This is a genomic window from Enterobacter sp. RCC_40 (genome assembly GCF_041360735.1).
In the GTDB taxonomy this organism is placed as follows: Bacteria; Pseudomonadota; Gammaproteobacteria; order Enterobacterales; family Enterobacteriaceae; genus Enterobacter; species Enterobacter ludwigii.
This window is the reverse complement of record NZ_JBFUPR010000003.1, coordinates 92,136-113,034: the sequence shown is the minus strand read 5'-3', so window position 1 is coordinate 113,034 and position 20,899 is coordinate 92,136. Positions and strand designations below refer to the sequence as shown.

The following is a 20,899-nucleotide window of genomic DNA, read 5'->3' as shown; positions in this document are numbered from 1 at the left end:
TTAGGGTGAAATGACCATCTGGGATGGGCTGCCGACCGGGGTATAGTCCGGCTCGGCGCTGAGTTTGCCGTCCTGCGCCACGCGAAAACGGGTAATGTTGTCGCTGCGCTGATTCATGACGTACAGCCAGCGCCCCTGTTTGTCGAGCGTCAGGGTGCGCGGGTAATCACCACGCGTCCACACATCGTCCTGATGCGTCAGCGTGCCATCCGCTGTTACGGTAAAGTGCCCGATGCTGTTATGCAAACGGTTAGCCACATACAGCTGTTTGCCATCGGCACTGAGCGCCAGCCCGGCGGCAAAACTGGTGCCTTTATAGCCGTGTGGCAGGGCGGAGAGGGTTTTCCCCTCCTGCAGCCTGCCTCGCGCATCCAGCGTATAGTGCGTGAGCGTGGATGCCTCTTCGTTAATCAGCCATAACGCATCGCCTTTCGGCGTAAAGACGAAATGCCGCGGACCGGCCCCTTTCGAGGAGGCACTGATAAACGGCGGATCGTTCGGGGTCAGCTTGCCTGTTCGATCGTCAAAACGGTACTGGTAGATACGATCCAGACCCTGATCGGTAGAAAAAACGTATTTCCCGCGCGGATCGGCGGCGATCATGTGCGCATGGGGGCCATTGTGATCGCTAATGGCAAAACTGCCTTCCACCGCCGCCGCCGGTTTCGCCGCGCCCGGCTCTCCCCGATCCTGATGCGTGTCCGTGGCCTCCCCCAGACTGCCGTCTGCATTAACGGGCAGAACAGCAATCGAGCCGCTGACGTAGTTCGCCACCAGCAGGTGGTGACCCTTTGGCGTCAGGGAGAGATAGACCGGCCCCGCCCCGCCGGACGCCACCTGATTAAGCTCGCTCAGTTCACCGTTATCGCCCACGCGCAGCGCCTGCACCACGCCCTGCTCCACTTCGCTCGCCAGATAGAGCGTCTTACCATCCTGCGAGACGGTGAGCTGCGCGGCGTTTGGCAACGTGCTGACCAGCGTTTTATTCGCGAGCGCACCGGTTTGCGGGTCGAGGGTAAAGCGGTACAGCCCCTCGCCGTTGGGGTTGTACGTCCCGACCCAGGCGTACTGCGTCTGGGCGATGGCGGTGGTAGCGAGTAACGAGAGTGAAGCGACGAGCAGATTGCGGGTGTGCATGGTGGCTCCTTTGGTTTTGTGCGGTTTGTGCCCCTCACCCTAACCCTCTCCCCTTTGGGGAGAGGGCCGGGGTGAGGGGTAAAGACTACTTAGCCAGCTTCTTCGTCATCTCCAGCAGCGTACGCACATCTTCCGGACGCGTGTCGCCGCTGGCTTTGTCGATAATCGAGCTGTAGATATGCGGAATGATTTTACTCACGCCCGCATCAAGGGCGATCTGCAGGATCGCTTCATAGTTATCCAGATCGATCCCACCGGTCGGCTCGAGCCAGAAGTCGTGACGGGCGCAGGCTTCCGCCACCGCGGTGTACTCATCGCGGCACTTCAGACCGCCCATCGGGAAGTATTTGATGGAGCTGCCGCCAAAATCTTTCAGCAGGGCAATCGCGGTTTCAACCGGCACAATGCCGTCCGGCGCCGTGCTGCTCAGCGGACCGGTGGAGATTTTCACCTTGCCAACGGTGCCGGTCGGAGAGACCAGGCCGTTGACCACGGATTCACTCTGCCCCAGCAGCGCACGGCTGGTTGCCACGCCGGTGAACACCTGGTTAACGTGCTGCGGCTGCACCTGACGGGCGATCTCACTGACCATCCCGGACTGGTTCGGATCGCCCGCGCCGAGGCCCACAGAGAGCGCATTATCGATAAGCTGAGCGTAGTCGCGCATATCGGCAACCGCACTGGCGACATCCGGGTAATTTTTGGAGAGCAAGCCTACCAGCACGTGGCCTTCCGCCGCCTCGTAAATGGCGCTGGCGTTGGCTTTCGATCCTGCCAGCACGTTCAGGCAGACGCGGTCACGGTAAAAGTTGGGGGTCAGTTTCATGCCTTTTTCTCCTGTCCTAACACTTCACTCATGCGGCGATAAACAATGTTCAGCTGATCGGCATTCACGCTGCGCACGTCCGCTTCGATAATCCCTTCGTTGGCCTTGTAGCCACGGAAGTAAATGGCGTACTCGCCCTGCTTCAGCGCGGTCACCAGGTCGCCGGTGCCAACACCGGTGGTAGCTTCATCAAACTTAATCTCGGTACGGGCGATATCGCGACCGGCACTGTCCCAGACCACGCGTGCCGTCACGCCGTTAAGGGTATTAAGCGCGTCAATAAATGGCGTCATCTTCGCCACCATCTCTTCGCCGCTCTCTTTGGTCGCCGTCAGGTAGTGTTCGATGGCACAGGTGAGGCCGAGGATCCCCTCTTTACCCACTTTCATTGCGCGGCCAATCCCCGCCGTCTGGCGTTTCACCCACTCAACATACTGCGTTTTGCCGATCACCAGCCCGCTGGTTGGCCCTTCAATCGCTTTCGCACCGCTGTAGATAACCAGATCGGCACCGGAGCGGTAGTAAACGTGAAGATCTTCTTCCGCGGCCGCATCCACGATCAGCGGCAGATCGTGCTTACGCGCCACCACCGCCGCCTGCTCTACGCTGAGCATGCTTTTCTGCACGCAGTGGTGAGACTTGATGTAAAGAATGGCCGCGGTACGCGGCGTGATGGCCGCCGCCAGTTGATCGGCGGAGCATTCGTTCGCGTAGCCCGCTTCCACCAGCTTGCCGCCGCCCAGCGCCACCATGGTGCCTACCGGTGCGCCAAAGTTAACGTTATGGCCTTTCGGCAGCACGATTTCGTTGTTCTCAATCGGAGTGACGTGCAGGTTCTCCAGCAGCCAGTCGCTGTCTTTGACCAGCACCGCCGCCACGGACTGGGCGATGCCCGCTGACGCGCAGGAGACCACCGTCGCCCCTTCCACATCCAGCAGCTTCGCGATGTATTCGCCGGTTTTGTTGACCAGATCCTTCATCTCGAAATAGTGATTCATGCCATCCATCGCCGCCTGCACCACGTCCGGGCGCGGCGTGGAAACCCCCAGCGCCGTCATACGGCCTGAGGTGTTGATGACTTGCTTTAAGTGATACTTCTCATAAATCGAAGGCATGTTCCGTGCTCCCTTGTTCGGTCATGTAGCCCTTGCCTGCGCGGATGGCGGCAAGCGGCACCAGAATGTGTTCAGCCTGCAGGCTGTCATTTTCAGCATCCACCAGCAGCGTTGGCTGGCGTTTTATCGTGAACAGCGTCAGGTCAGCATCAAGACCTGGCTGAATACGGCCTTTGTGCGTCAGACGCAGCCCGTCGGCGGCGTTCGCGGTGACGCACTCAATCACCTGCGGCAGCGACATGCCGATGGCGAGAAACTTCGACATCACGCTTGCCAGCGACCCTACCGGGCCGTTAATGCGGTTACGGCAGTAAATATCCGAGCTGATGGTGTGTGGCAAAATGCCCATCGCAATGGCGCGTCTCGCCACCTCAAAGCTAAAGCTCGCGGTACCGTGCCCGACGTCCAGGCTCACACCGCGTTTCAGGGCGGAGGTGATGGACGCACGCAGTTCACCGGATGGCGTCAGAATGCGGTTCGGCTTGCCGTTGTAGCAGTGGGTGATGATGTCGCCTGAGCTGAGCAGGTCGGCAATTTCATCGAGGTTGGGCGGGTTGTTGCCGATGTGCACCATCAGCGGCAGGTCGCCGTTCTCTGCCTGGATGGCTTTCGCGCGCTCAAGCGGCGTTATGCCGTTTTCGCCGACCACGCTGCTGCTCATGCGCGCTTTCAGGCCAACGATAAAATCCGGGTAGCGCGTAACGGCCTGCTTCACGGCCTTCGCATCAATATTGGCCATATTGGCCAGTTCGTTCTGGGCAATCAGCCCCACGCGGGAGATGTTCAGTAAGGCATAAACGTCGGTTGAGGCTTTACGGGTGATTTCATAAAAATCGTCCACGTCATCCGCGCCGGTACTGCCGGCATCCACCACCGAGGTCACGCCGGTGGCGATGCCCACGCTGTCCGGTTCGTCGTGATAAATAGGGGAGTTCGGGTAGCAGTGAACGTGCGAGTCAATCCAGCCTGCGCTGACGAACACTTTACCGTTCAACTCAACCGTTTTGCGGGCGGCCGCGGTAATGTCGCCCACCGCCGCGATTTTTCCGTCCTGAATGGCGATATCGGTCAGGGTATCGTCGGTGAGGCGCGCACGGCGCAGGAGTAAATCAAACATGAGGATCTCCTGATAAGGCGGGCGCCAGGGCGCCCGCGGGCATTAAAGGGCGACCGGGAACAGCCAGCCCAGAATCATTGCACCGAGAATGGCGCCACCGGTAATCGGCTTCTGCCAGATATAGAACAGCAGCGCACCCACCAGAGAGCCGACACCAATAGGAATGGAGGCGGTCATGGCGCTGAGGATAATCAACGGCCCGAGGAAACGACCGGAGGCGTTACCGGCCCCCATCATCACGTCCGCCCCGTAGGTGGAGTTGCTCTGATTGATGGTGAACTTACGCGCCAGGATGATGACGTAGCCAATCGCCAGGCCAATCACCAGGCCGGTGATCAGCGCGGCGATAAAGTTGGTCACCGGGAACATGATGCCCGCACCCAGCAGCAGCGCCGGAACCCCGAGGCCCACCCCGGTCTGGATCGCCCCGCCGATATCAAGGATACCGACCAGCGACCCTTCGATAATACGGGCGAACAGGAAGCTCGCACCGAACGCCGCCACCGCGCCGTAAACGCCGGTATCCATCCCCGCTTTCAGCATCGCCACGAAGGCCACTTCGTTGAACGCGCCGATGCCGTAGAGGTAGTACATATGCGTCCCGGCGAAAACACCGGAAGAGAGCAGGCCAACGAAGATCGGGAACGACCAGTCGGCATACCAAAAACCTTTATTCTGTTCCATGTCGAGGCTCCTGTTATTTACCGCTGAGTGCGTTGTGGATCATGTCGAGCCAGTTCGGCACGGTCAGATGGAAGGATTCGATCATCTTCATGTCGAAGCCGCGGAAGAAACCGCTCAGCACGAACAGCGCCACGATGGCCGCCATCATCACTTTGGTGACGTGGTTCCATCCGCTCTCTTCAACGCCCTTACCGATCAGGATACCCAGCACCAGACCCGGTACGGCGTTACCCATGATCAGCTGCGCCGCGCCGCCAAAAATGGTGGCCCAGAAGCCCGATTTTTTACCCGCATCGATGGCGGCCAGCCAGAAGATCACCGGCATCACGGTGTTGACCAGCAGGTTTGCTGCAGGCACCAGCACCTTCACGGCGGTTACCTGAAGCGCAGCCGGAACAGAAGAGGCGGTGAGGTTAAGGAAGGTGACGACAATCATGCCGATCACGCCGCAGGCAATCGCCATTTTGCGCGGATCGTGCAGCGTTTCGCCGACGTTACGGTTTTTAATCATCAGTGCTGCAGCACCCCAGTTCGGGATGATGCGGTGGTCAACGTCCTGTGTGAATGCACCTGCAGCCACGGAAGAGGCCCAGGCGTTAAAGAAGAAGCCTAACCCAAAGGAGAAGTGAGAAGCCGGATCCCCTTCACAGGAGTTCAGTTCCCCCAACGTACGAAACGCGCCCATACCCTGAGTGGTAGGCGCATGAAACATGCGTGCAGCCCCGGCCCCCACACCGACGCCAACCAGGCCGCCAATGATGAGCGATTTTATTAATATAATTAAGAACATCAGTCTGCCCTTTTATGAATAATCAGCGTTGCGTGACGAAATCCACCTGGTCGAGATTGATGGCAGTCACGTTGACGGTCACATCCAGCTCCACGCTGTAGGTGCGTCTTTCCCGGCGCAAAAAGAAGAACAGAAAAGCTTCTTTACGCACCGCTTCTTGCGCCTGAACGACCTGCACATCCTGTGGCTCAATACGCAGTAAGATATGCGGTGAGGCTTTCATCACCGCGGCCTGAACGTGGTTGAGCGCATCAGCGAAGGCGCGCGCTTTAGCGTCGCCTTTGCCCTTCACCCTCACCGTGGTTGTGAACTGTTCTTTCATGCTTATGCGCCGTGTTTCTTCTGCCACGCCTGAACCAGACGCTCGCCCAGCTCTTCTTTATCCATAAAGCCAAAGCCCAGCACATTGCAGCCTTCATTGATGGCGGTGACGCCTTCATCCACTGAACGCATGCCGTATTTGGCTTTGTAGCCATATTTGGTTTGTGCGGTGATGGCACCCGCGCCGCCGCTGCCGCAGAAGGAGATGCCGAAGGTGGCATTTTCCGCTTTCATCACGTCACCGAGCTTCATGTCTGCCGCCACACCCGGCACGACAACCGCGCGTCCACCGGCTTTTTCAACGCCTGCCGCCACTTTCTGACCTTTACCCAGGCGATCGCCAATCACGACTGTAATCTGTTCCATGTGTTGCTCCTTAAAGGTTGTCTTTCGCGACTTCGAAGTGAACGGAAAGCAGCCAGGCCTCTTCATCAGGAAGGTTGCCAAACTGCGCGACCACTTCACGGGCAAGCCGCATTGAATCGGGAGAAATTTCGTCGAACAGCTCGGCTTCAACCTCCGGCAGCGGCTCGCCGGTCACGGACCGGTGCGCCATCGCGCGAACGTGGGAGGTGAGCATCTGTTCCTGTACTGCGTTGGGGATGATGTTGTGCCGGGCCAGCAGGGCATACACCTGCGCCAGCATGGTGTTAGCGAGCTGCTCTGTTTGCACCGCCTGATCTCCAACGTCGTTCATTACCGCTCCGTTAATCACTCGTCTTACCCCGTTAATGGCTCTGGAATAAAACTAACGTTGGGGGGGAATTGTTTGTAGCGAGTTGTTTTCCACTTCGAAGTGGAAAGGCGAGCACCGGCAGTGATCTGTGCCACATAAATATGCTGAATATAGATAAATCACTGTATTTACGTGATGAATATCACGCTATCTGACGGCAATTAAGGGGGCGTGGGAGCGAAAAAGATTATGGGCAGGCGTGCAAATATGTGAGGTGGATAAGGTTTTCTTATGCCCGGAAAGCAAACATGCGGGGGCGATTAACCGCCCCCGCACGGGGAAAGCGCGTACCGAGAATTAACGATACTTTTTGTGATAGGTATTACGCGTGGTCACAAACTGGTCGGCTGCCGCCTGGGCTTCCTTCACTTTGCCTTCGTTGGCAAGCTTCAGTGCACCGTCAATCTGACCGACCAGCACGTCAAAGCCGTGGCGGTAGTCTTTCATCTCAGCGCTGTCTGCCGCTTTGTTTTCCAGCTTTGGCGGCGTGGATTTCTGCGCGTCCAGTGCCGCTTCACGCATTTTGGTCAATGCGCCTTTCATTTCCGCCGCATTGTCCGTTTTCTGCACCACCTTCAGGTTTTCACTGAGGATGCCCATGTCGTCTTCAAGATCGGCAGCAAACGCAGAAGAACCAAGAACCAGCGTTGACGCTGCGACGATCGCTAACAGGTGTTTACGCATTGCTCACTTCCTTTTTTATTATTAAAACGCCTTTACGGGTATTACTGCCCGGCGATTTTCATCTCCGGTAAGAGGACTGAACCACACTGTATATTGCTACGTGTTTCAATATCGTTACCGACAGTAACAATATTGCGCCACATGTCTTTCAGGTTGCCGGCGATGGTAATTTCGCTAACCGGATACTGAATTTCACCGTTCTCAACCCAGAAGCCCGCTGCGCCGCGCGAATAATCGCCGGTAATGCCGCTTACGCCCTGGCCCATTAACTCAGTGACGACCAGACCGGTGCCCATCTCTTTAAGCATCTGCTCAAAGCTCAGGCCCTGACCCGCGATTCGCCAGTTGTGAATGCCGCCCGCGTGACCGGTGCTTTTCAGACCCAGCTTGCGCGCAGAGTAGTTGGTCAGCAGCCACTGCGTCAGAATGCCGTCTTTGATGATATCGCGGCGCTCGGTGCGCACACCTTCGCTGTCGAACGGCGTCGAGGCCAGCCCTTTCAGCAGGTGCGGATGCTCTTCAATGGTCAGCCATTCCGGCAGGATCTGCTTGCCCAGCGAGTCGAGCAGGAACGTCGATTTACGGTAAACGGAGCCCCCGGCAATCGCCCCCACCAGGTGGCCAAACAGGCCGGTCGCCACTTCATTGGCAAAAATGACCGGGGCTTTCATGGTGGAGAGTTTACGTGGCGACAGACGGGACAGCGTGCGCTGCGCGCATTCTGCGCCAACCCACTCAGGAGACTGCAAATCGCCCAGCGCGCGACCGATGGTGTAGGCGTAATCACGCTCCATATCCCCATTCTCTTCAGCGATAACGCAGCTGGAGAGCGAATGGCGCGTTGAGCAGTAGCCCTGCAGCATCCCGTGGCTGTTACCAAACACTTTGATACCGTAGTGGCTGTTAAAACTTCCGCCTTCGGTATTGGTGATGCGTTTATCGGCCTGCAGGGACGCCTGCTCGGCACGGGCAGCCAGTTCGATCGCTTCGTCCGGCGTCACTTCCGCCGGGTGGAAAAGATCGAGATCCGGGGCATCGAATGCCAGCAGCTCTTTGTCGGCAACGCCGGCGTAAGGATCGGGCGAGGTGTAACGCGCAATATCCAGCGCAGCCTGCACCGTACGGGCAATGGCATCCGGGCTGAGATCGGTCGATGACGCGCTGCCTTTGCGATTCTGGTGATAAACCGTGATCCCCAGGGCGCCATCGCTGTTGAATTCTACATTTTCCACTTCGCCGTAGCGGGTGCTGACGCTGATGCCGGTGGTTTTGCTTACCGCCACTTCGGCGCCATCTGATTTACCTGAAGCGAGCGTCAGCGCGGTGGAGACGGCTTCTTCCAGAATCTTACGCTGCGCTTCAACTTGTGAGGTTACTTTCATCGCAAATGCCATACTGTAAGAGAGAGTTAATTGAAGTCTAACAGAGAACCGTTTTTCAGTGCGCGTCTTAACTGGTAACATTAGCCTCTTTTTTTAAGGAGCCTGACATGACTAAGCAGCCCGAAGACTGGCTCGACGACGTTCCCGGTGATGACATCGAAGACGAAGATGATGAGATCATCTGGGTCAGTAAAAGTGAAATTAAACGTGACGCCGAAGAGTTAAAACAGCTTGGCGCGGAAATGGTAGAACTGGGTAAAAACGCGCTGGATAAACTCCCGCTCGACCAGGATCTGCGCGATGCCATTGAACTGGCACAGAAAATCAAGAAAGAAGGCCGTCGCCGTCAGCTTCAGCTTATCGGTAAAATGCTGCGTCAGCGTGACGTTGAACCGATCCGCCAGGCGCTGGACAAACTGAAAAACCGCCACAACCAGCAGGTTGCGCTGTTCCATAAGCTTGAGCAGATCCGCGATCGTCTGATTGAACAAGGTGATGATGCGGTACCGGAAGTACTGAACCTGTGGCCGGATGCCGATCGCCAGCAGCTGCGTTCGTTGATCCGCAATGCCCAGAAAGAGAAAGAAGCGAACAAGCCGCCGAAGTCTGCACGCCTGATTTTCCAGTATCTTCGTGAGCTGTCTGAAAACGAAGAGTAAGCACAGCATCGTTGAGTGCCCTTAACCCCGCCCCTCTCCCTGTGGGCGAGGGCGAAAAAGCCCGGTAAGCGTGAGCGCTCCCGGGCTTTTTTTTACTCTACGACCGCCTGCGCTTTCTTCGCCAGACCGTCCAGCAGCTTCTGATGGATCCCACCAAAACCGCCGTTGCTCATCACCAGAATGTGATCGCCAGGCTGTGCGGCTTTCACCACCATATCCGCCAGCGCATCCACATCCGCACTCCAGTGCGCAGGCTGAATGCAGGCATCGGCCACTTCGGCCACCTGCCACGGAATATGCTGCGGCTGCAGCAGGAAGACTTCATCGGCACGCCCTAAGGATGGCGCAAGATCGTCTTTGCAGATGCCCATTTTCATGGTGTTCGAACGCGGTTCCAGCACGGCCAGAATGCGGGCGGTCCCGCCGACTTTGCCGCGTAAGGCCGCAAGCGTCGCCAGAATGGCGGTCGGGTGATGCGCAAAATCGTCATACACCGTGACGCCGTGGGCTTCACCGCGCAGCTCCAGACGACGGCGGGCGTTAATGAACGAGCCTAACGCATCCGCCGCATCCGCAGGCTGAACGCCCACATGACGTGCCGCGGCAATCGCCATCAGGCCGTTGTGCATGTTGTGCTCGCCCACCAGGCCCCACTTCACCTCACCCACTTTCTCACCGTCGAGCAGCACTTCCCACTCGGAGGCATCCGCGTTGAGTTTTTTCGCCTGCCAGTGTCCCTGCTCGCCCACCAGCTCCTGCTCGCTCCAGCATCCCATCGCCAGGGTTTGCTTCAGGTTGATGTCGTTTTCCGGCAGGATGATGCGGCCCTGACCCGGAACGATGCGCACCAGATGGTGGAACTGTTTCTGAATCGCTTTCAGGTCGTCAAAAATATCCGCGTGATCGAACTCAAGGTTGTTGAGGATCAGCGTCCGCGGGCAGTAGTGCACGAACTTGGAGCGCTTGTCGAAGAACGCGCAGTCATACTCGTCGGCTTCGATCACGAAGAACGGGCTGTCACCCAGACGCGCAGAAACATCGAAATTACCCGGCACACCCCCGATAACAAAACCTGGCTTATAACCACAGGCTTCGAGGATCCAGGTCGCCATTCCGGCGGTCGTGGTTTTGCCATGCGTTCCGGCTACGGCAACGACCCAACGGTCGCGCAGCACGAAATCATGCAGCCACTGCGGGCCAGACATGAACGGAATGTTGCGTTCCAGAACCGCCTCAACGCACGGATTACCGCGGGTCATGGCGTTGCCAATGATCACCAGATCCGGCTCAGGATCCAGCTGGCTGGCATCGTATCCCTGAATCAGAGAGATGCCCTGTTTCTCCAGAAGCGTGCTCATCGGCGGATACACATTGGCGTCCGAACCTGTCACTTCATGGCCCAGAGAGCGCGCCAGCATTGCCAGTCCGCCCATGAAAGTGCCACAAATCCCCAATATATGAATGCGCATACGTCACTATCCTTCTTCAATGTGGCGCACATTTTACTCACATGTCAGCGACAGCGAAACGCATTTCAGGTAAATCCGTATATTGCTGGCGCGATTCACCTCTGCGCTAATATTTGAATGTTTGTTAAGATTGTTGGGCTTTAGTCGTTTTAGTGAACATACAATCGCTCTACTCACAAAGATGCAGGGAAAGTGTTATGAAAACGTTAGGTGAATTTATTGTCGAAAAGCAGCACGAGTTTTCTCATGCTACGGGTGAACTCACTGCTTTGCTGTCGGCAATAAAGCTGGGCGCTAAGATCATCCACCGTGATATCAACAAGGCCGGTCTGGTCGATATCCTGGGTGCCAGCGGTGCCGAGAACGTTCAGGGCGAGGTTCAACAGAAACTCGATCTGTTCGCAAATGAAAAACTGAAAGCTGCACTGCGCGCGCGCGACATCGTGGCGGGTATCGCCTCCGAAGAAGAAGATGAAATTGTCGTTTTCGAAGGGTGTGAACACGCTAAATACGTTGTGCTGATGGATCCGCTGGACGGTTCCTCTAACATCGACGTTAACGTTTCTGTCGGTACCATTTTCTCCATCTACCGCCGCGTCACGCCTGTTGGCACGCCGGTGACAGAGGAAGATTTCCTGCAGCCGGGCAGTAACCAGGTGGCGGCCGGTTACGTCGTTTATGGCTCCTCCACCATGCTGGTGTACACCACGGGCTGCGGCGTTCACGCCTTTACTTACGATCCCTCGCTGGGCGTTTTCTGCCTGAGCCAGGAACGTATGCGCTTCCCGGAGAAGGGCAATACCTACTCCATCAACGAAGGCAACTACATCCGATTCCCGAACGGCGTGAAGAAATACATCAAGTTCTGCCAGGAAGAAGATAAAGCCACTCAGCGCCCGTACACGTCCCGCTATATCGGCTCGCTGGTTGCTGACTTCCACCGCAACCTGCTGAAAGGCGGTATCTACCTCTACCCAAGCACGGCAAGCCACCCTGACGGCAAGCTGCGTCTGCTGTATGAATGCAACCCAATGGCGTTCCTGGCCGAACAGGCTGGCGGCAAGGCGAGCGACGGTAAAGAGCGTATTCTGGACATCGTGCCGGAAAGCCTGCACCAGCGTCGTTCGTTCTTTGTCGGCAACACCCATATGGTTGATGACGTTGAACGTTTTATCCGTGAGTATCCGGACGCATAACCCATAACACGGGGAGCCCTTCAGGCTCCCCGCTTCATTTATATATTTTACCGTATAAGTGTTTATAAAAAACACGCTTTAATATTCGGTTTTGCTCCTGCATTATTTCCATAACAGTTTGACAAATATTTCCTGGAGCCTAATCGTCATGAAAAATTATTCCCGTGCTAATACCGGCATTGATTTAAATCTTATCCCTGTTTTTATTGAAGTGGTCCGCTGCGGCAGTATGGCAAAAGCCTCTGTACGTCTGGAGATGTCGCGCCCCGCGGTGAGTCTGGCATTAAAACGCTTTAATCAGCTGTTTGACGAGCCGCTATTTTTCCGCAAAGGGTTATATCTTGAGCCGACTGAAAATGCATTAGCATTAACCCAGTCTCTGGAAATATTAATGGGCGATATTCACGATAATATTGGCGCATTAAATTCAGCGACACATAAAACCCCGACACAGAATGCGCCGGGGCGGGAAAATATTATGCCGCTGTCTGAGCCGTCAGTTTAAATGATGCCATGGCGTCCATCAGCTGACGCGATTGCTCTTCCAGCGAGCGCGTCGCGGCAGAAGATTGCTGGACCAGCGCCGCATTCTGCTGCGCGGTTTCGTCCATCTGATTCACGGCAATATTCACCTGCTCAATGCCGCGACTCTGCTCCTGGGACGCGGTCGCAATCTCGCGCATCAGTTTGGTCATGCGCAGTACTTCTGTTGCGATCTCATCCATCGTTTCGCCAGCCTGCTGCGCCAGCTCGCTGCCTTCGTTTACATGGGTCTGAGAATCACTGATAAGCGAACGGATCTCTTTTGCTGCGTCTGCGCTGCGGCTGGCGAGATTTCGCACTTCACCGGCGACAACGGCAAACCCGCGCCCCTGCTCACCCGCGCGCGCCGCTTCCACCGAGGCGTTCAGCGCCAGAATATTGGTCTGGAAGGCAATGCCGTCAATGACGCTCAGAATATCGGCGATGCGTGCCGAACTGCCGGCGATATCACGCATTTTTTCAATGACGTAGCAGACCATTTCGCTGCCGTGATCGGCGGTGTCAGACACGGATTTCGCCAGCTGGTGCGCCTGCTCGGCGTTGTCTGCATTGAGTTTCACCGTGGCGGTGATCTCTTCCATGCTGGCGGCCGTCTGCTCAAGCGATGTCGCGGTGGATTCCGTGCGCTGGGCAAGATCCATGTTCCCCACCGTCAGCTCGCGGCTACCGGTATCAATTTGCGAGCTGGCATCACGTACCCGTAAAACCGAGTTCATCAGAGACTGCCGCATCCCCTCAATGGCCGCGTTCAGGCGGTTAAACTCCTGGCTTGCCGGGTCATTCAGCGAGTGGGTTAAATCGCCCGCCGCCACGTTCTCCAGCTGAGCAATGGAGGCCGAAAGCGGTTTGAGCAGCATGTGACGCAGTATCAGCCACGCCAGCACAATAATGCCAGCCGTCAGCAGCGCGGCCACCACGATCAGGATCAGTACCCGGCTTTTACTCGACTGCACGGCCTTCACTTCCGCTTTCCCGCGCGCTTCGCTCCATTTCTGAAAGACCTGCATATCATTATCAAACTGCGCCGCCACCGGGATCAGCGTGTTCTCCAGCAGATCGTAATAGCTGTCTGCGCTCTGATCGTTCAGGGCTTTCAGCATCGGGTCGATCCCCTGCTGGTTATAGGTCGCCAGGCTCGCGGCCACCTTATCCAGCAGTTTTTGTCCCTGCTCATCCGCCACCCCGCCGTCGATCACGCCTTTCAGCGTTTTACGGGCCTGGGCAATCTCCTGATTGATGTTTTTCACCGATTTGGCCGCATCATCCAGCATGCCGATTTCCATCATCCGGACCGCCTGACCCGCTTCATTACGCGCGCGCAGGATCAGGGTATAGCCAGAATTAAGCTGCACCATCTGCTCACCCTGAAGGTGGTTGATGCGCTGGAGTGAAGAAGAACTCTGTGTGAGGGCATAAATGCCAATGCCGCTGACAATCAGCAGCAGAAGGGTCATAACGGCCAGTAAAGAGAGCAAGCCGGTACGAATCGATAGCGTTTTAAGCATGATATTATTTCCGGTAGCGAGATATTTCTGGGCATAAAAAAAGAGTATCGGCCGCTACCGGAAAATGTTTAGACTTTAAGCAAATTCAGCGTGTTATGGCTCTGTTACTGAAGTGTTTACACGGGTAACAGGCGAGCTTTGTCGGTTCTCCCAGAGCACCGTCAGGCCGCGCTGCAGGGCGATAAAAATAAACAACAGAATGCCAATGGCGATCTTGGTCCACCATGAACTGAGCGTGCCGTCAAAGTTGATATAGGTCTGGATCAGCCCCTGGATCGCCACGCCGAACAGCGTCCCCAGCACCGTGCCAACGCCGCCGCTGAGCAACGTGCCGCCAATCACCACCGAGGCGATGGCATCAAGCTCCACTCCGACGCCTGCCAGGGCATAACCCGCCTGGGTATAAATCGAGAAGACGATACCCGCCAGCGTCGCCAGTCCGGTCGAGAGCATATAGATGCGGATGGTGGTGCTGCGGGTGGAGATCCCCATCAGGTTTGCCGAGGTGGCACTGCCGCCAATGGCATAGACCTGATTACCAAACCGGGTACGGTGGGCAAGGAAGATCCCCACCACCACCACGCCCAGCATCAGCAACCCCATCGCGCTCAGACGACCGCCGCCGGGGATTTTCCACGCCAGGCTGGAGAGCGTGTCGTAGACAGGATGGTTAATCGGAATCGATTCTTCCGAGACCAGGTAGCTCACGCCGCGCAGGAAGAACATGCCGGCGAGGGTGATAATAAAGGCCGGGATTTTCAGCGCGTCGATCAAAAGCCCCATAAAGGCGCCAAACGCGCAGCCCATCACCAGCACCAGCGGGAAGGCCAGCAGCGGTGAGATCCCCCAGAAACCGATCGCTTTTGCGAGGAATACGCCCGTGAAAGCGATCACCGACCCAACCGAGAGATCGATCCCACCGGAGAGGATCACAAAGGTCATTCCAACGGCGATAATGCCTAAAAAGGCGTTATCTGTCAGAATGTTGCAAATCACCCGGGTAGAGGCAAAGCCCGGGAATTGCGTCAGGCAGTAGAGATAACCCAGCACAAACACGCCCAGGGTGATCATTAACGGTAAATTACGTTTTATCATGGCCACGGATCCCTTTAATGATGCTGACAAAGCGCGGCGACTGGACGATCAGCACGCAGAGCACGACCACCGCTTTCACCACCTGGTTGAGTTCCGGCTGAAAACCGGAGAGCAGGATCCCGGTATTCATACCCTGAATAATCAGCGCGCCGATCACCGAGAGCAGCAGATTAAACCGCCCGCCCATCAGCGATCCGCCACCGATAACCACCGCCAGGATCGCATCCAGCTCCAGCCATAACCCGGCGTTGTTGGCATCCGCACCACGGATGTCCGCCGCGACGATCACCCCGGCAATGGCGGCGCAAATGCCGCTCAGCACGTAGGTCAGCATAACCATCAGCCGTGTATTAACTCCGGCGTTTCGCGCCGCACGGATGTTAATCCCGACCGCTTCAATGAACATGCCCAGCGCCGTTTTACGGGTAAAGAGCCAGAACACGACTAATGTGACCAGCGCAATAACGATCGGCGTCGGGAAGAAGAACAGCTTACCGCTGCCAAGCCATGCCAGGCCGGGGGAGTTGAAGGTCACAATCTGACCCGAGGTGATAAGCTGTGCCACACCGCGTCCGGCCACCATCAGGATGAGAGTGGCGACAAACGGCTGAATTTTCAGGACCGCCACCAGAATGCCGTTCCACAGTCCGGCCAGCACCCCGGTACCTAATGCAGCCAGCAGCACCACCGGCAGGCTGTGCCCGGCAACGGTCATGGACGCTGCCGTGGCGCCGGCGATGGCCATCACCGCACCGACGGAGAGGTCAATCCCGCCGGTGGCGATCACCAGCGTCATACCAATGGCCAGAAGCGCCACCGGGGCGGCGCGGTTTAAAATGTCTATCGGACTGCCAAACAGCCGGCCATCCTGCACGATAATCTGAAAGAAATGCGGGGCGACCAGGCTATCGATCAGCAGCACAAGCAGCAACGCGATAATTTGCGGCGTGCCGGTAGGCCAGGTGAAGCGGCGCCTGGTTGCACCGGTTTGCGGAAGCGAACGGGGCATCACGATTAACTCCTTACGCCGCGATGGCATTCATGATTGCCGGAACGGACAGTTTATCCAGCGGGATCTCTGCCACCTGCTTACGATCGCGCATGATGATGACGCGATCGGCATACCCCACCAGCTCTTCCAGCTCGGATGAGATAACCAGCAGCGCCAGACCGTCTGCACACAGCGTTTCGATAAGCCGGATAATTTCGGCATGCGCCCCGACGTCGATACCGCGCGTCGGTTCATCGAGGATCAGGAACTGGGGTTTAGTCAGCAGCCAGCGTGACAGCAATACCTTCTGCTGGTTGCCACCGGAGAGAAATTCAATGGGCTGTTCAGCGCTCGGCGTACGAATACCGAGCTGACGGATAAATCGCTCGGCAATGGCGTTTTGTTCTTTCCGCGGGATGGGGCGTAGCCATCCGCGCTGCGCCTGCAGAGCCAGAATGATATTTTCCCGCACCGAGGCGGCGGCAATTATGCCATCGGTTTTCCTGTCTTCCGGGCAGAAGCCCACGCCCAGGCAGGAGGCCTGATGCGGCGATCGCAGGGTCTGCGGTTTACCTTTGATCAGCGCGCTGCCGCTGTCCGCAGGTTTGATCCCGAAGATCACCTCGGCGGTTTCGGTGCGCCCGGAACCCAGCAGGCCCGCCAGCCCAACAATTTCACCGGGCCGCACGTCCAGATTAAAGGGCGAGATCACCCCTTTTTTGCCAAAATCGCTGAAGGCCGCGACCGGTTTCTCGCTGAGCAGCGTGCGGCCTGCACGCTGAAGCGCGTTGGTTTCCAGCTCGCGGCCCAGCATCATTTTGACCAGTTCTATCTGCGGCAGCTCGCGGGTTTCGCGGCAGCCGACAAAGCTGCCGTTGCGCAGCACCGTGATGCGATCGCTGACCTCATACACCTGATCGAGGAAGTGGGTGACGAAGATCAGGCTTACCCCCTGATCGCGCAGCTGGCGCATCAGGGTAAAGAGCATTTCAACTTCCTGGGTATCAAGGCTCGCGGTAGGCTCATCAAGGATCAGCACTTTCGCGGAGAGATCGATCGCCCGGCAAATCGCGACAATTTGCTGCATCGCGACGGAAAAACGGTTCAGCGGTTCGCGAACGTCCAGGGAGAAGCCATAGGATTCCATCAGCCTGGTGGCCCGCGCTTCCATCTCTTTGCGTCGCAGCAGGCCGAAGCGTCTTGGCTCACGGCCGATAAACAGGTTATCCGCCACCGACATATTCGGCAGCAGGTTCACTTCCTGGTAAACCGTCCCAATCCCCAGCTGTTGTGCATGGGCGGTGTTTTTTGGCGAAATGGCGTTGCCTTCTAGCCAGATTGTGCCGCGATCGGCATGGTAAACGCCGGTAAGTGCCTTAATCAGCGTCGATTTTCCCGCACCGTTCTCTCCCAGCAGCGCCATAATCTCACCGCGTCGCAGGCTAAAATCAACGTTATCCAGCGCTTTTACACCGGGGAAAAACTTGCTTAAGCCCTCTGTGCGGAGGATTTCCTGGTGTTGTGTGTCGGTCATGTTTCCCCCTCACCCTCGCCCTCTCCCGGTTGGGGAGAGGGAAATGTTCATGCAAGTCTACCCGCCCTTGTATACCCTCTCCCCTCAGGGGAGAGGAGTGGGGTAAGGGGCGAGGGAAAAGGCCTTAGTAGCCCATATTTTTCTTCTTCTCTAACTCTTCTTTCGCGGTGTCAGGCAGGTAGAGCGTCGATTTGGTGATCGTCACTTTTTCAGGCAGGGTGCCGTCTTTCTTGAATTTCTCCAGCGCATCGAATGCCGGGCCAGCCATGTTTGGCGTCAGCTCCACGCTGGCGTTCGCTTCGCCGTCCATCATCGCTTTATAGATATCCGGCACGCCATCGATAGAGCCGGTGAGGATATCTTTGCCCGGCTTCAGCCCCGCTTCTTTGATGGCCTGGATAGCCCCGATCACCATGTCATCGTTGTGGGCGTAAACCATGCAGATGTTCTTGCCGTTGTTTTCAGCCTTGATAAAGCTCTCCATGACCTCTTTACCTTTACTGCGGGTAAAGTCGCCGGACTGAGAGCGGATAATCTTAATGTTTGGCGCTTTGGCGATGGCTTCCGCGAAGCCTTTCTTACGATCGATGGCCACGCTCGCCCCGACGGTCCCCTGCAACTCAACGACGTTACACGGCTTGCCATCCACCTGTTTCACCAGCCAGTCACCAATTAATTGACCCTCGAGAACGTTGTTGGCGGTGACGGTGGTCATATAGAGAGATTTGTCTTTTACATCAATGGAACGATCGAGCAAAACAACCGGGATCTCAGCGTCTTTCGCTTCCTTCAGGACCGGCTCCCAGCCTGTGGCCACGACCGGCGCAATAAAGATGGCATCAACGCCCTGGGCGATAAATGACCGCACGGCTTTGATCTGGTTTTCCTGTTTTTGCTGCGCATCGGCGATTTTCAGGGTGATACCGCGTTTCTGGGCCTCGCTTTTCGCAACGTTGGTTTCTGCCGCTCGCCAGCCGGATTCAGAGCCGACCTGGGAAAAACCTACGGTTAAAGGGGCGGCCATCGCCATAGACGACATGGCTGCCGAAACTGCTGTGACAAGAAGTAAGCGCTTCCACATATGAACGTCCTCGTAGGGGTGTTTATTGTTGGTTAAAAGATGTTCTGCGAAATGACTATAGCCAATGAAATATGTAACGAATTGCGTTACATCACACTTCAGAAAAGTGAATAAAACGTTAATCACAAGTTTGTAATCGCTTTCATTTCACCATTAAAAAAGCGGCTGAGTTTATGGATTTTCCTGTCATGGAATCGGTCTGAAAAGTGGGGAGAACGTGGAGAGAAGACGAAAACAGGCGGAGACATTCAGCGCCAGTTGGCTATAATACCTGCCACTTGTTTACCATCCATTTTAAAGGACACAGACATGAGCTTACTCAACGTCCCTGCGGGTAAAGAACTGCCAGAAGACATCTACGTAGTTATCGAAATCCCGGCTAACGCAGATCCTATCAAATACGAAGTGGACAAAGAGAGCGGTGCGCTGTTTGTAGACCGTTTCATGTCTACCGCCATGTTCTACCCATGCAACTACGGTTACATCAACCACACCCTGTCTCTGGACGGTGACCCGGTTGACGTACTGGTTCCAACGCCATACCCACTGCAGCCAGGCGCAGTCATTCGCTGCCGTCCTGTTGGCGTGCTGAAAATGACCGACGAATCTGGTGAAGATGCGAAACTGGTTGCTGTTCCGCACACCAAACTGAGCAAAGAGTACGATCACATCAAAGATGTGAACGACCTGCCAGAACTGCTGAAAGCACAGATCACTCACTTCTTCGAGCACTACAAAGACCTTGAAAAAGGCAAGTGGGTTAAAGTTGACGGCTGGGAAAACGCAGAAGCAGCGAAAGCGGAAATCATCTCCTCTTTCGAACGCGCTGCGAAGAAGTAATTCTTACCGCTGAATAATAAGGCCCCGCGAGTCGGGGCTTTTTTGTGCCTTGCGTCTGACGCGACACTGGCACGCTAAATACGGTATAGCGGGTAACATCTCAAGGAACCAGCAGAATATATGAGCTAGTGACCCCAGGTTTTGTCCCAGGCAGAGCCGACCTGTTTGAAGAGCTTGCAGGGTATTATGAGAGTGATGGCCTGATATTTACTGATAGAGGTCTTTGATATTATCTAACGCTATTAATAGCCTGCTTTTGCCCTACTCGCTGCGTTAAAACAATTACCGACGAATATGCCCGTTTCGTGTCTGCTTCAGGGCTTTATGAAGACAGGTGTGTCTACCCTTTTTGTTGCAATGCAGAGCGGGTAGAGTAAATGGCATACCCTGAGCTCAGGTGCTACTAATATCACCCATAGCTATTTTTTAATTGAGTTGCTGGCCAGCATACTCCTGACCGTCGCGATTGTGGGCGTTTTACATGCTAAGTTTCTTTCTTCAAAGCATAAAGATGGGCTACATAAAGGCGTTTGACTGTTACGGTAAAGACAGCAAATGGCAGTATCTCTGCATCATGACATTCCAGCTCGCCTGGTTTTTGTTTTATTTATGGATCCCCTACCGTAGCGATTATGCCATTTTGCTGTTTTTACTGTTTTTTATTCCCGTCATTTCAAGCAATACGCGGTGCATCAACTACTACGGCTTTTCACGCACCCTGTGTCTGATATGGCTGGTTGCTCCGTACATCATGCTTTTTGTTCCGCTGTTTTTGACCCGACGCCGAAGCACAGAAGAGAGCTAAGCCCATAAAAAACAACGCCACCTGACGGTGGCGTTGTTTTTTTCAGTACTGGTCTCTGTCTAACCAGTTACCGCTTACAATCCGCTTTAACCCCTCGACCGGACGCTGGTAGACGTACATCCACGCACTTCCATACGGCGTCTGGATCAACTGGCGAGCGTATTCACCGCCCCTGGTGCGCAAGGCATCAAGTTCGGCAAGTGTAGCATTATCAATACGATAAACTTCACCCTGTACTGTTCCTTCCCCAGGAACCGCGCCTGGATAGTGGCCCAGGCTATACAACTGGTAGTTGTCGATATTGTAATTCCCCAGCAGCAGGGCATTGGTCATCCAGTGACTGTTGCCTTGCTTGGTTCGTAAACTGCCGTAGACAAATATTCGCATTG

General features: G+C 55.9%; 23 protein-coding genes. 5 read left to right on the top strand and 18 right to left on the bottom strand.

Annotation, left to right across the window (positions count from 1 at the left end; translation table 11 throughout):
* From AB6731_RS12775 to pmbA, 11 genes are all read right to left on the bottom strand, one after another.
* Complete coding sequence (locus AB6731_RS12775) at positions 1 to 1,137, bottom strand: lactonase family protein (protein WP_371006431.1); 1,137 nt, start codon at positions 1,135 to 1,137, stop codon at positions 1 to 3.
* An 85-nt stretch (positions 1,138 to 1,222) separates the two neighbouring features.
* Positions 1,223 to 1,963, bottom strand: coding sequence for a KDGP aldolase family protein (locus AB6731_RS12770; protein ID WP_371006430.1), 741 nt, complete (start codon positions 1,961 to 1,963; stop codon positions 1,223 to 1,225).
* Positions 1,960 to 3,078 (bottom strand): DgaE family pyridoxal phosphate-dependent ammonia lyase, encoded by a 1,119-nt coding sequence (locus AB6731_RS12765; RefSeq protein ID WP_014168381.1) that lies wholly within the window; start codon positions 3,076 to 3,078, stop codon positions 1,960 to 1,962. The genes AB6731_RS12770 and AB6731_RS12765 overlap by 4 nt, the downstream gene beginning before the upstream one ends.
* A complete protein-coding gene (locus AB6731_RS12760; RefSeq protein ID WP_371006429.1) occupies positions 3,062 to 4,195 on the bottom strand; it encodes an amidohydrolase/deacetylase family metallohydrolase in 1,134 nt (377 codons plus the stop codon). Before AB6731_RS12760 ends, AB6731_RS12765 begins: the two co-directional genes overlap by 17 nt.
* Before the next feature lie 42 nt (positions 4,196 to 4,237).
* Complete coding sequence (locus AB6731_RS12755) at positions 4,238 to 4,879, bottom strand: DUF4310 family protein (RefSeq protein WP_014882285.1); 642 nt, start codon at positions 4,877 to 4,879, stop codon at positions 4,238 to 4,240.
* 13 nt (positions 4,880 to 4,892) lie between these two features.
* Positions 4,893 to 5,669: a DUF4311 domain-containing protein gene (locus AB6731_RS12750; protein WP_014168378.1), complete on the bottom strand. Its 777-nt coding sequence runs from the start codon at positions 5,667 to 5,669 to the stop codon at positions 4,893 to 4,895.
* A gap of 22 nt (positions 5,670 to 5,691) precedes the next feature.
* Positions 5,692 to 5,991: a DUF4312 family protein gene (locus AB6731_RS12745; RefSeq protein ID WP_006810338.1), complete on the bottom strand. Its 300-nt coding sequence runs from the start codon at positions 5,989 to 5,991 to the stop codon at positions 5,692 to 5,694.
* A gap of 2 nt (positions 5,992 to 5,993) precedes the next feature.
* Positions 5,994 to 6,356 carry an SFCGS family glycine-rich protein gene (locus AB6731_RS12740; protein WP_003830384.1) on the bottom strand — a complete coding sequence of 121 codons (363 nt, stop codon included), beginning with the start codon at positions 6,354 to 6,356 and terminating at the stop codon, positions 5,994 to 5,996.
* A 10-nt stretch (positions 6,357 to 6,366) separates the two neighbouring features.
* The gene (locus tag AB6731_RS12735; RefSeq protein ID WP_014168376.1) at positions 6,367 to 6,705 is read right to left on the bottom strand and encodes a glycine dehydrogenase; all 339 of its coding nucleotides are present in this window, start codon (positions 6,703 to 6,705) and stop codon (positions 6,367 to 6,369) included.
* Positions 6,706 to 7,023: 318 nt separating this feature from the next.
* Positions 7,024 to 7,410, bottom strand: coding sequence for a cytochrome b562 (gene cybC, locus AB6731_RS12730; RefSeq protein ID WP_014168375.1), 387 nt, complete (start codon positions 7,408 to 7,410; stop codon positions 7,024 to 7,026).
* A gap of 41 nt (positions 7,411 to 7,451) precedes the next feature.
* The gene (gene pmbA / locus AB6731_RS12725) at positions 7,452 to 8,804 is read right to left on the bottom strand and encodes a metalloprotease PmbA (protein ID WP_032679509.1); all 1,353 of its coding nucleotides are present in this window, start codon (positions 8,802 to 8,804) and stop codon (positions 7,452 to 7,454) included.
* A 95-nt stretch (positions 8,805 to 8,899) separates the two neighbouring features.
* On the opposite strand from pmbA, the gene yjgA reads away from it, so the two are divergent.
* On the top strand, positions 8,900 to 9,451 hold the full coding sequence (gene yjgA, locus AB6731_RS12720; protein WP_014168373.1) for a ribosome biogenesis factor YjgA: 552 nt from the start codon (positions 8,900 to 8,902) through the stop codon (positions 9,449 to 9,451).
* 92 nt (positions 9,452 to 9,543) lie between these two features.
* Here the strand turns inward: yjgA and mpl are convergent, their stop codons facing one another.
* Positions 9,544 to 10,920 (bottom strand): UDP-N-acetylmuramate:L-alanyl-gamma-D-glutamyl-meso-diaminopimelate ligase, encoded by a 1,377-nt coding sequence (gene mpl / locus AB6731_RS12715; RefSeq protein ID WP_014168372.1) that lies wholly within the window; start codon positions 10,918 to 10,920, stop codon positions 9,544 to 9,546.
* A gap of 197 nt (positions 10,921 to 11,117) precedes the next feature.
* Between mpl and fbp the strand changes: the two genes are divergently transcribed.
* Both fbp and AB6731_RS12705 read left to right on the top strand, forming a co-directional pair.
* Positions 11,118 to 12,116: a class 1 fructose-bisphosphatase gene (fbp, locus tag AB6731_RS12710; RefSeq protein ID WP_020882906.1), complete on the top strand. Its 999-nt coding sequence runs from the start codon at positions 11,118 to 11,120 to the stop codon at positions 12,114 to 12,116.
* A gap of 148 nt (positions 12,117 to 12,264) precedes the next feature.
* A complete protein-coding gene (locus AB6731_RS12705) occupies positions 12,265 to 12,621 on the top strand; it encodes a LysR family transcriptional regulator (protein ID WP_025205788.1) in 357 nt (118 codons plus the stop codon).
* On the opposite strand, the gene AB6731_RS12700 is transcribed toward AB6731_RS12705, so the two are convergent.
* The 5 genes from AB6731_RS12700 to ytfQ all read right to left on the bottom strand — a co-directional run bounded on the left by AB6731_RS12700 (position 12,593) and on the right by ytfQ (position 18,865).
* Positions 12,593 to 14,164, bottom strand: a complete 1,572-nt coding sequence (locus tag AB6731_RS12700; RefSeq protein WP_371006428.1) for a methyl-accepting chemotaxis protein — start codon at positions 14,162 to 14,164, stop codon at positions 12,593 to 12,595. The genes AB6731_RS12705 and AB6731_RS12700 overlap by 29 nt on opposite strands.
* Positions 14,165 to 14,257: 93 nt before the next feature.
* Positions 14,258 to 15,259 carry a galactofuranose ABC transporter, permease protein YjfF gene (gene yjfF, locus AB6731_RS12695; protein WP_020882909.1) on the bottom strand — a complete coding sequence of 334 codons (1,002 nt, stop codon included), beginning with the start codon at positions 15,257 to 15,259 and terminating at the stop codon, positions 14,258 to 14,260.
* Positions 15,246 to 16,271, bottom strand: a complete 1,026-nt coding sequence (gene ytfT, locus AB6731_RS12690; RefSeq protein ID WP_025205793.1) for a galactofuranose ABC transporter, ATP-binding protein YtfT — start codon at positions 16,269 to 16,271, stop codon at positions 15,246 to 15,248. The genes yjfF and ytfT overlap by 14 nt, the downstream gene beginning before the upstream one ends.
* A gap of 10 nt (positions 16,272 to 16,281) precedes the next feature.
* Positions 16,282 to 17,784, bottom strand: coding sequence for a galactofuranose ABC transporter, ATP-binding protein YtfR (ytfR, locus tag AB6731_RS12685; protein WP_032681853.1), 1,503 nt, complete (start codon positions 17,782 to 17,784; stop codon positions 16,282 to 16,284).
* 124 nt (positions 17,785 to 17,908) lie between these two features.
* Complete coding sequence (ytfQ, locus tag AB6731_RS12680) at positions 17,909 to 18,865, bottom strand: galactofuranose ABC transporter substrate-binding protein YtfQ (RefSeq protein WP_020882912.1); 957 nt, start codon at positions 18,863 to 18,865, stop codon at positions 17,909 to 17,911.
* A gap of 309 nt (positions 18,866 to 19,174) precedes the next feature.
* Here ytfQ and ppa point away from each other — a divergent pair, with 309 nt between their 5' ends.
* Both ppa and AB6731_RS12670 read left to right on the top strand, forming a co-directional pair.
* A complete protein-coding gene (gene ppa, locus AB6731_RS12675; RefSeq protein ID WP_020882913.1) occupies positions 19,175 to 19,705 on the top strand; it encodes an inorganic diphosphatase in 531 nt (176 codons plus the stop codon).
* A gap of 511 nt (positions 19,706 to 20,216) precedes the next feature.
* A complete protein-coding gene (locus AB6731_RS12670; RefSeq protein WP_014168361.1) occupies positions 20,217 to 20,510 on the top strand; it encodes a hypothetical protein in 294 nt (97 codons plus the stop codon).
* A gap of 42 nt (positions 20,511 to 20,552) precedes the next feature.
* Here AB6731_RS12670 and AB6731_RS12665 read toward each other — a convergent pair whose 3' ends face one another.
* Positions 20,553 to 20,897: a gamma-glutamylcyclotransferase gene (locus AB6731_RS12665; protein ID WP_063925726.1), complete on the bottom strand. Its 345-nt coding sequence runs from the start codon at positions 20,895 to 20,897 to the stop codon at positions 20,553 to 20,555.
* Positions 20,898 to 20,899: the final 2 nt, after the last annotated feature.

What these genes read in the sequence shown, in the direction of transcription:
- AB6731_RS12775 (WP_371006431.1), bottom strand. Translation starts at nt 1,137, where the DNA reads ATGCACACCCGCAATCTGCTCGTCGCTTCACTCTCGTTACTCGCTACC.
- AB6731_RS12770 (WP_371006430.1), bottom strand. Translation starts at nt 1,963, where the DNA reads ATGAAACTGACCCCCAACTTTTACCGTGACCGCGTCTGCCTGAACGTG.
- AB6731_RS12765 (WP_014168381.1), bottom strand. Translation starts at nt 3,078, where the DNA reads ATGCCTTCGATTTATGAGAAGTATCACTTAAAGCAAGTCATCAACACC.
- AB6731_RS12760 (WP_371006429.1), bottom strand. Translation starts at nt 4,195, where the DNA reads ATGTTTGATTTACTCCTGCGCCGTGCGCGCCTCACCGACGATACCCTG.
- AB6731_RS12755 (WP_014882285.1), bottom strand. Translation starts at nt 4,879, where the DNA reads ATGGAACAGAATAAAGGTTTTTGGTATGCCGACTGGTCGTTCCCGATC.
- AB6731_RS12750 (WP_014168378.1), bottom strand. Translation starts at nt 5,669, where the DNA reads ATGTTCTTAATTATATTAATAAAATCGCTCATCATTGGCGGCCTGGTT.
- AB6731_RS12745 (WP_006810338.1), bottom strand. Translation starts at nt 5,991, where the DNA reads ATGAAAGAACAGTTCACAACCACGGTGAGGGTGAAGGGCAAAGGCGAC.
- AB6731_RS12740 (WP_003830384.1), bottom strand. Translation starts at nt 6,356, where the DNA reads ATGGAACAGATTACAGTCGTGATTGGCGATCGCCTGGGTAAAGGTCAG.
- cybC (WP_014168375.1), bottom strand. Translation starts at nt 7,410, where the DNA reads ATGCGTAAACACCTGTTAGCGATCGTCGCAGCGTCAACGCTGGTTCTT.
- pmbA (WP_032679509.1), bottom strand. Translation starts at nt 8,804, where the DNA reads ATGGCATTTGCGATGAAAGTAACCTCACAAGTTGAAGCGCAGCGTAAG.
- yjgA (WP_014168373.1), top strand. Translation starts at nt 8,900, where the DNA reads ATGACTAAGCAGCCCGAAGACTGGCTCGACGACGTTCCCGGTGATGAC.
- mpl (WP_014168372.1), bottom strand. Translation starts at nt 10,920, where the DNA reads ATGCGCATTCATATATTGGGGATTTGTGGCACTTTCATGGGCGGACTG.
- fbp (WP_020882906.1), top strand. Translation starts at nt 11,118, where the DNA reads ATGAAAACGTTAGGTGAATTTATTGTCGAAAAGCAGCACGAGTTTTCT.
- AB6731_RS12705 (WP_025205788.1), top strand. Translation starts at nt 12,265, where the DNA reads ATGAAAAATTATTCCCGTGCTAATACCGGCATTGATTTAAATCTTATC.
- AB6731_RS12700 (WP_371006428.1), bottom strand. Translation starts at nt 14,164, where the DNA reads ATGCTTAAAACGCTATCGATTCGTACCGGCTTGCTCTCTTTACTGGCC.
- yjfF (WP_020882909.1), bottom strand. Translation starts at nt 15,259, where the DNA reads ATGATAAAACGTAATTTACCGTTAATGATCACCCTGGGCGTGTTTGTG.
- ytfR (WP_032681853.1), bottom strand. Translation starts at nt 17,784, where the DNA reads ATGACCGACACACAACACCAGGAAATCCTCCGCACAGAGGGCTTAAGC.
- ytfQ (WP_020882912.1), bottom strand. Translation starts at nt 18,865, where the DNA reads ATGTGGAAGCGCTTACTTCTTGTCACAGCAGTTTCGGCAGCCATGTCG.
- ppa (WP_020882913.1), top strand. Translation starts at nt 19,175, where the DNA reads ATGAGCTTACTCAACGTCCCTGCGGGTAAAGAACTGCCAGAAGACATC.
- AB6731_RS12670 (WP_014168361.1), top strand. Translation starts at nt 20,217, where the DNA reads ATGGGCTACATAAAGGCGTTTGACTGTTACGGTAAAGACAGCAAATGG.
- AB6731_RS12665 (WP_063925726.1), bottom strand. Translation starts at nt 20,897, where the DNA reads ATGCGAATATTTGTCTACGGCAGTTTACGAACCAAGCAAGGCAACAGT.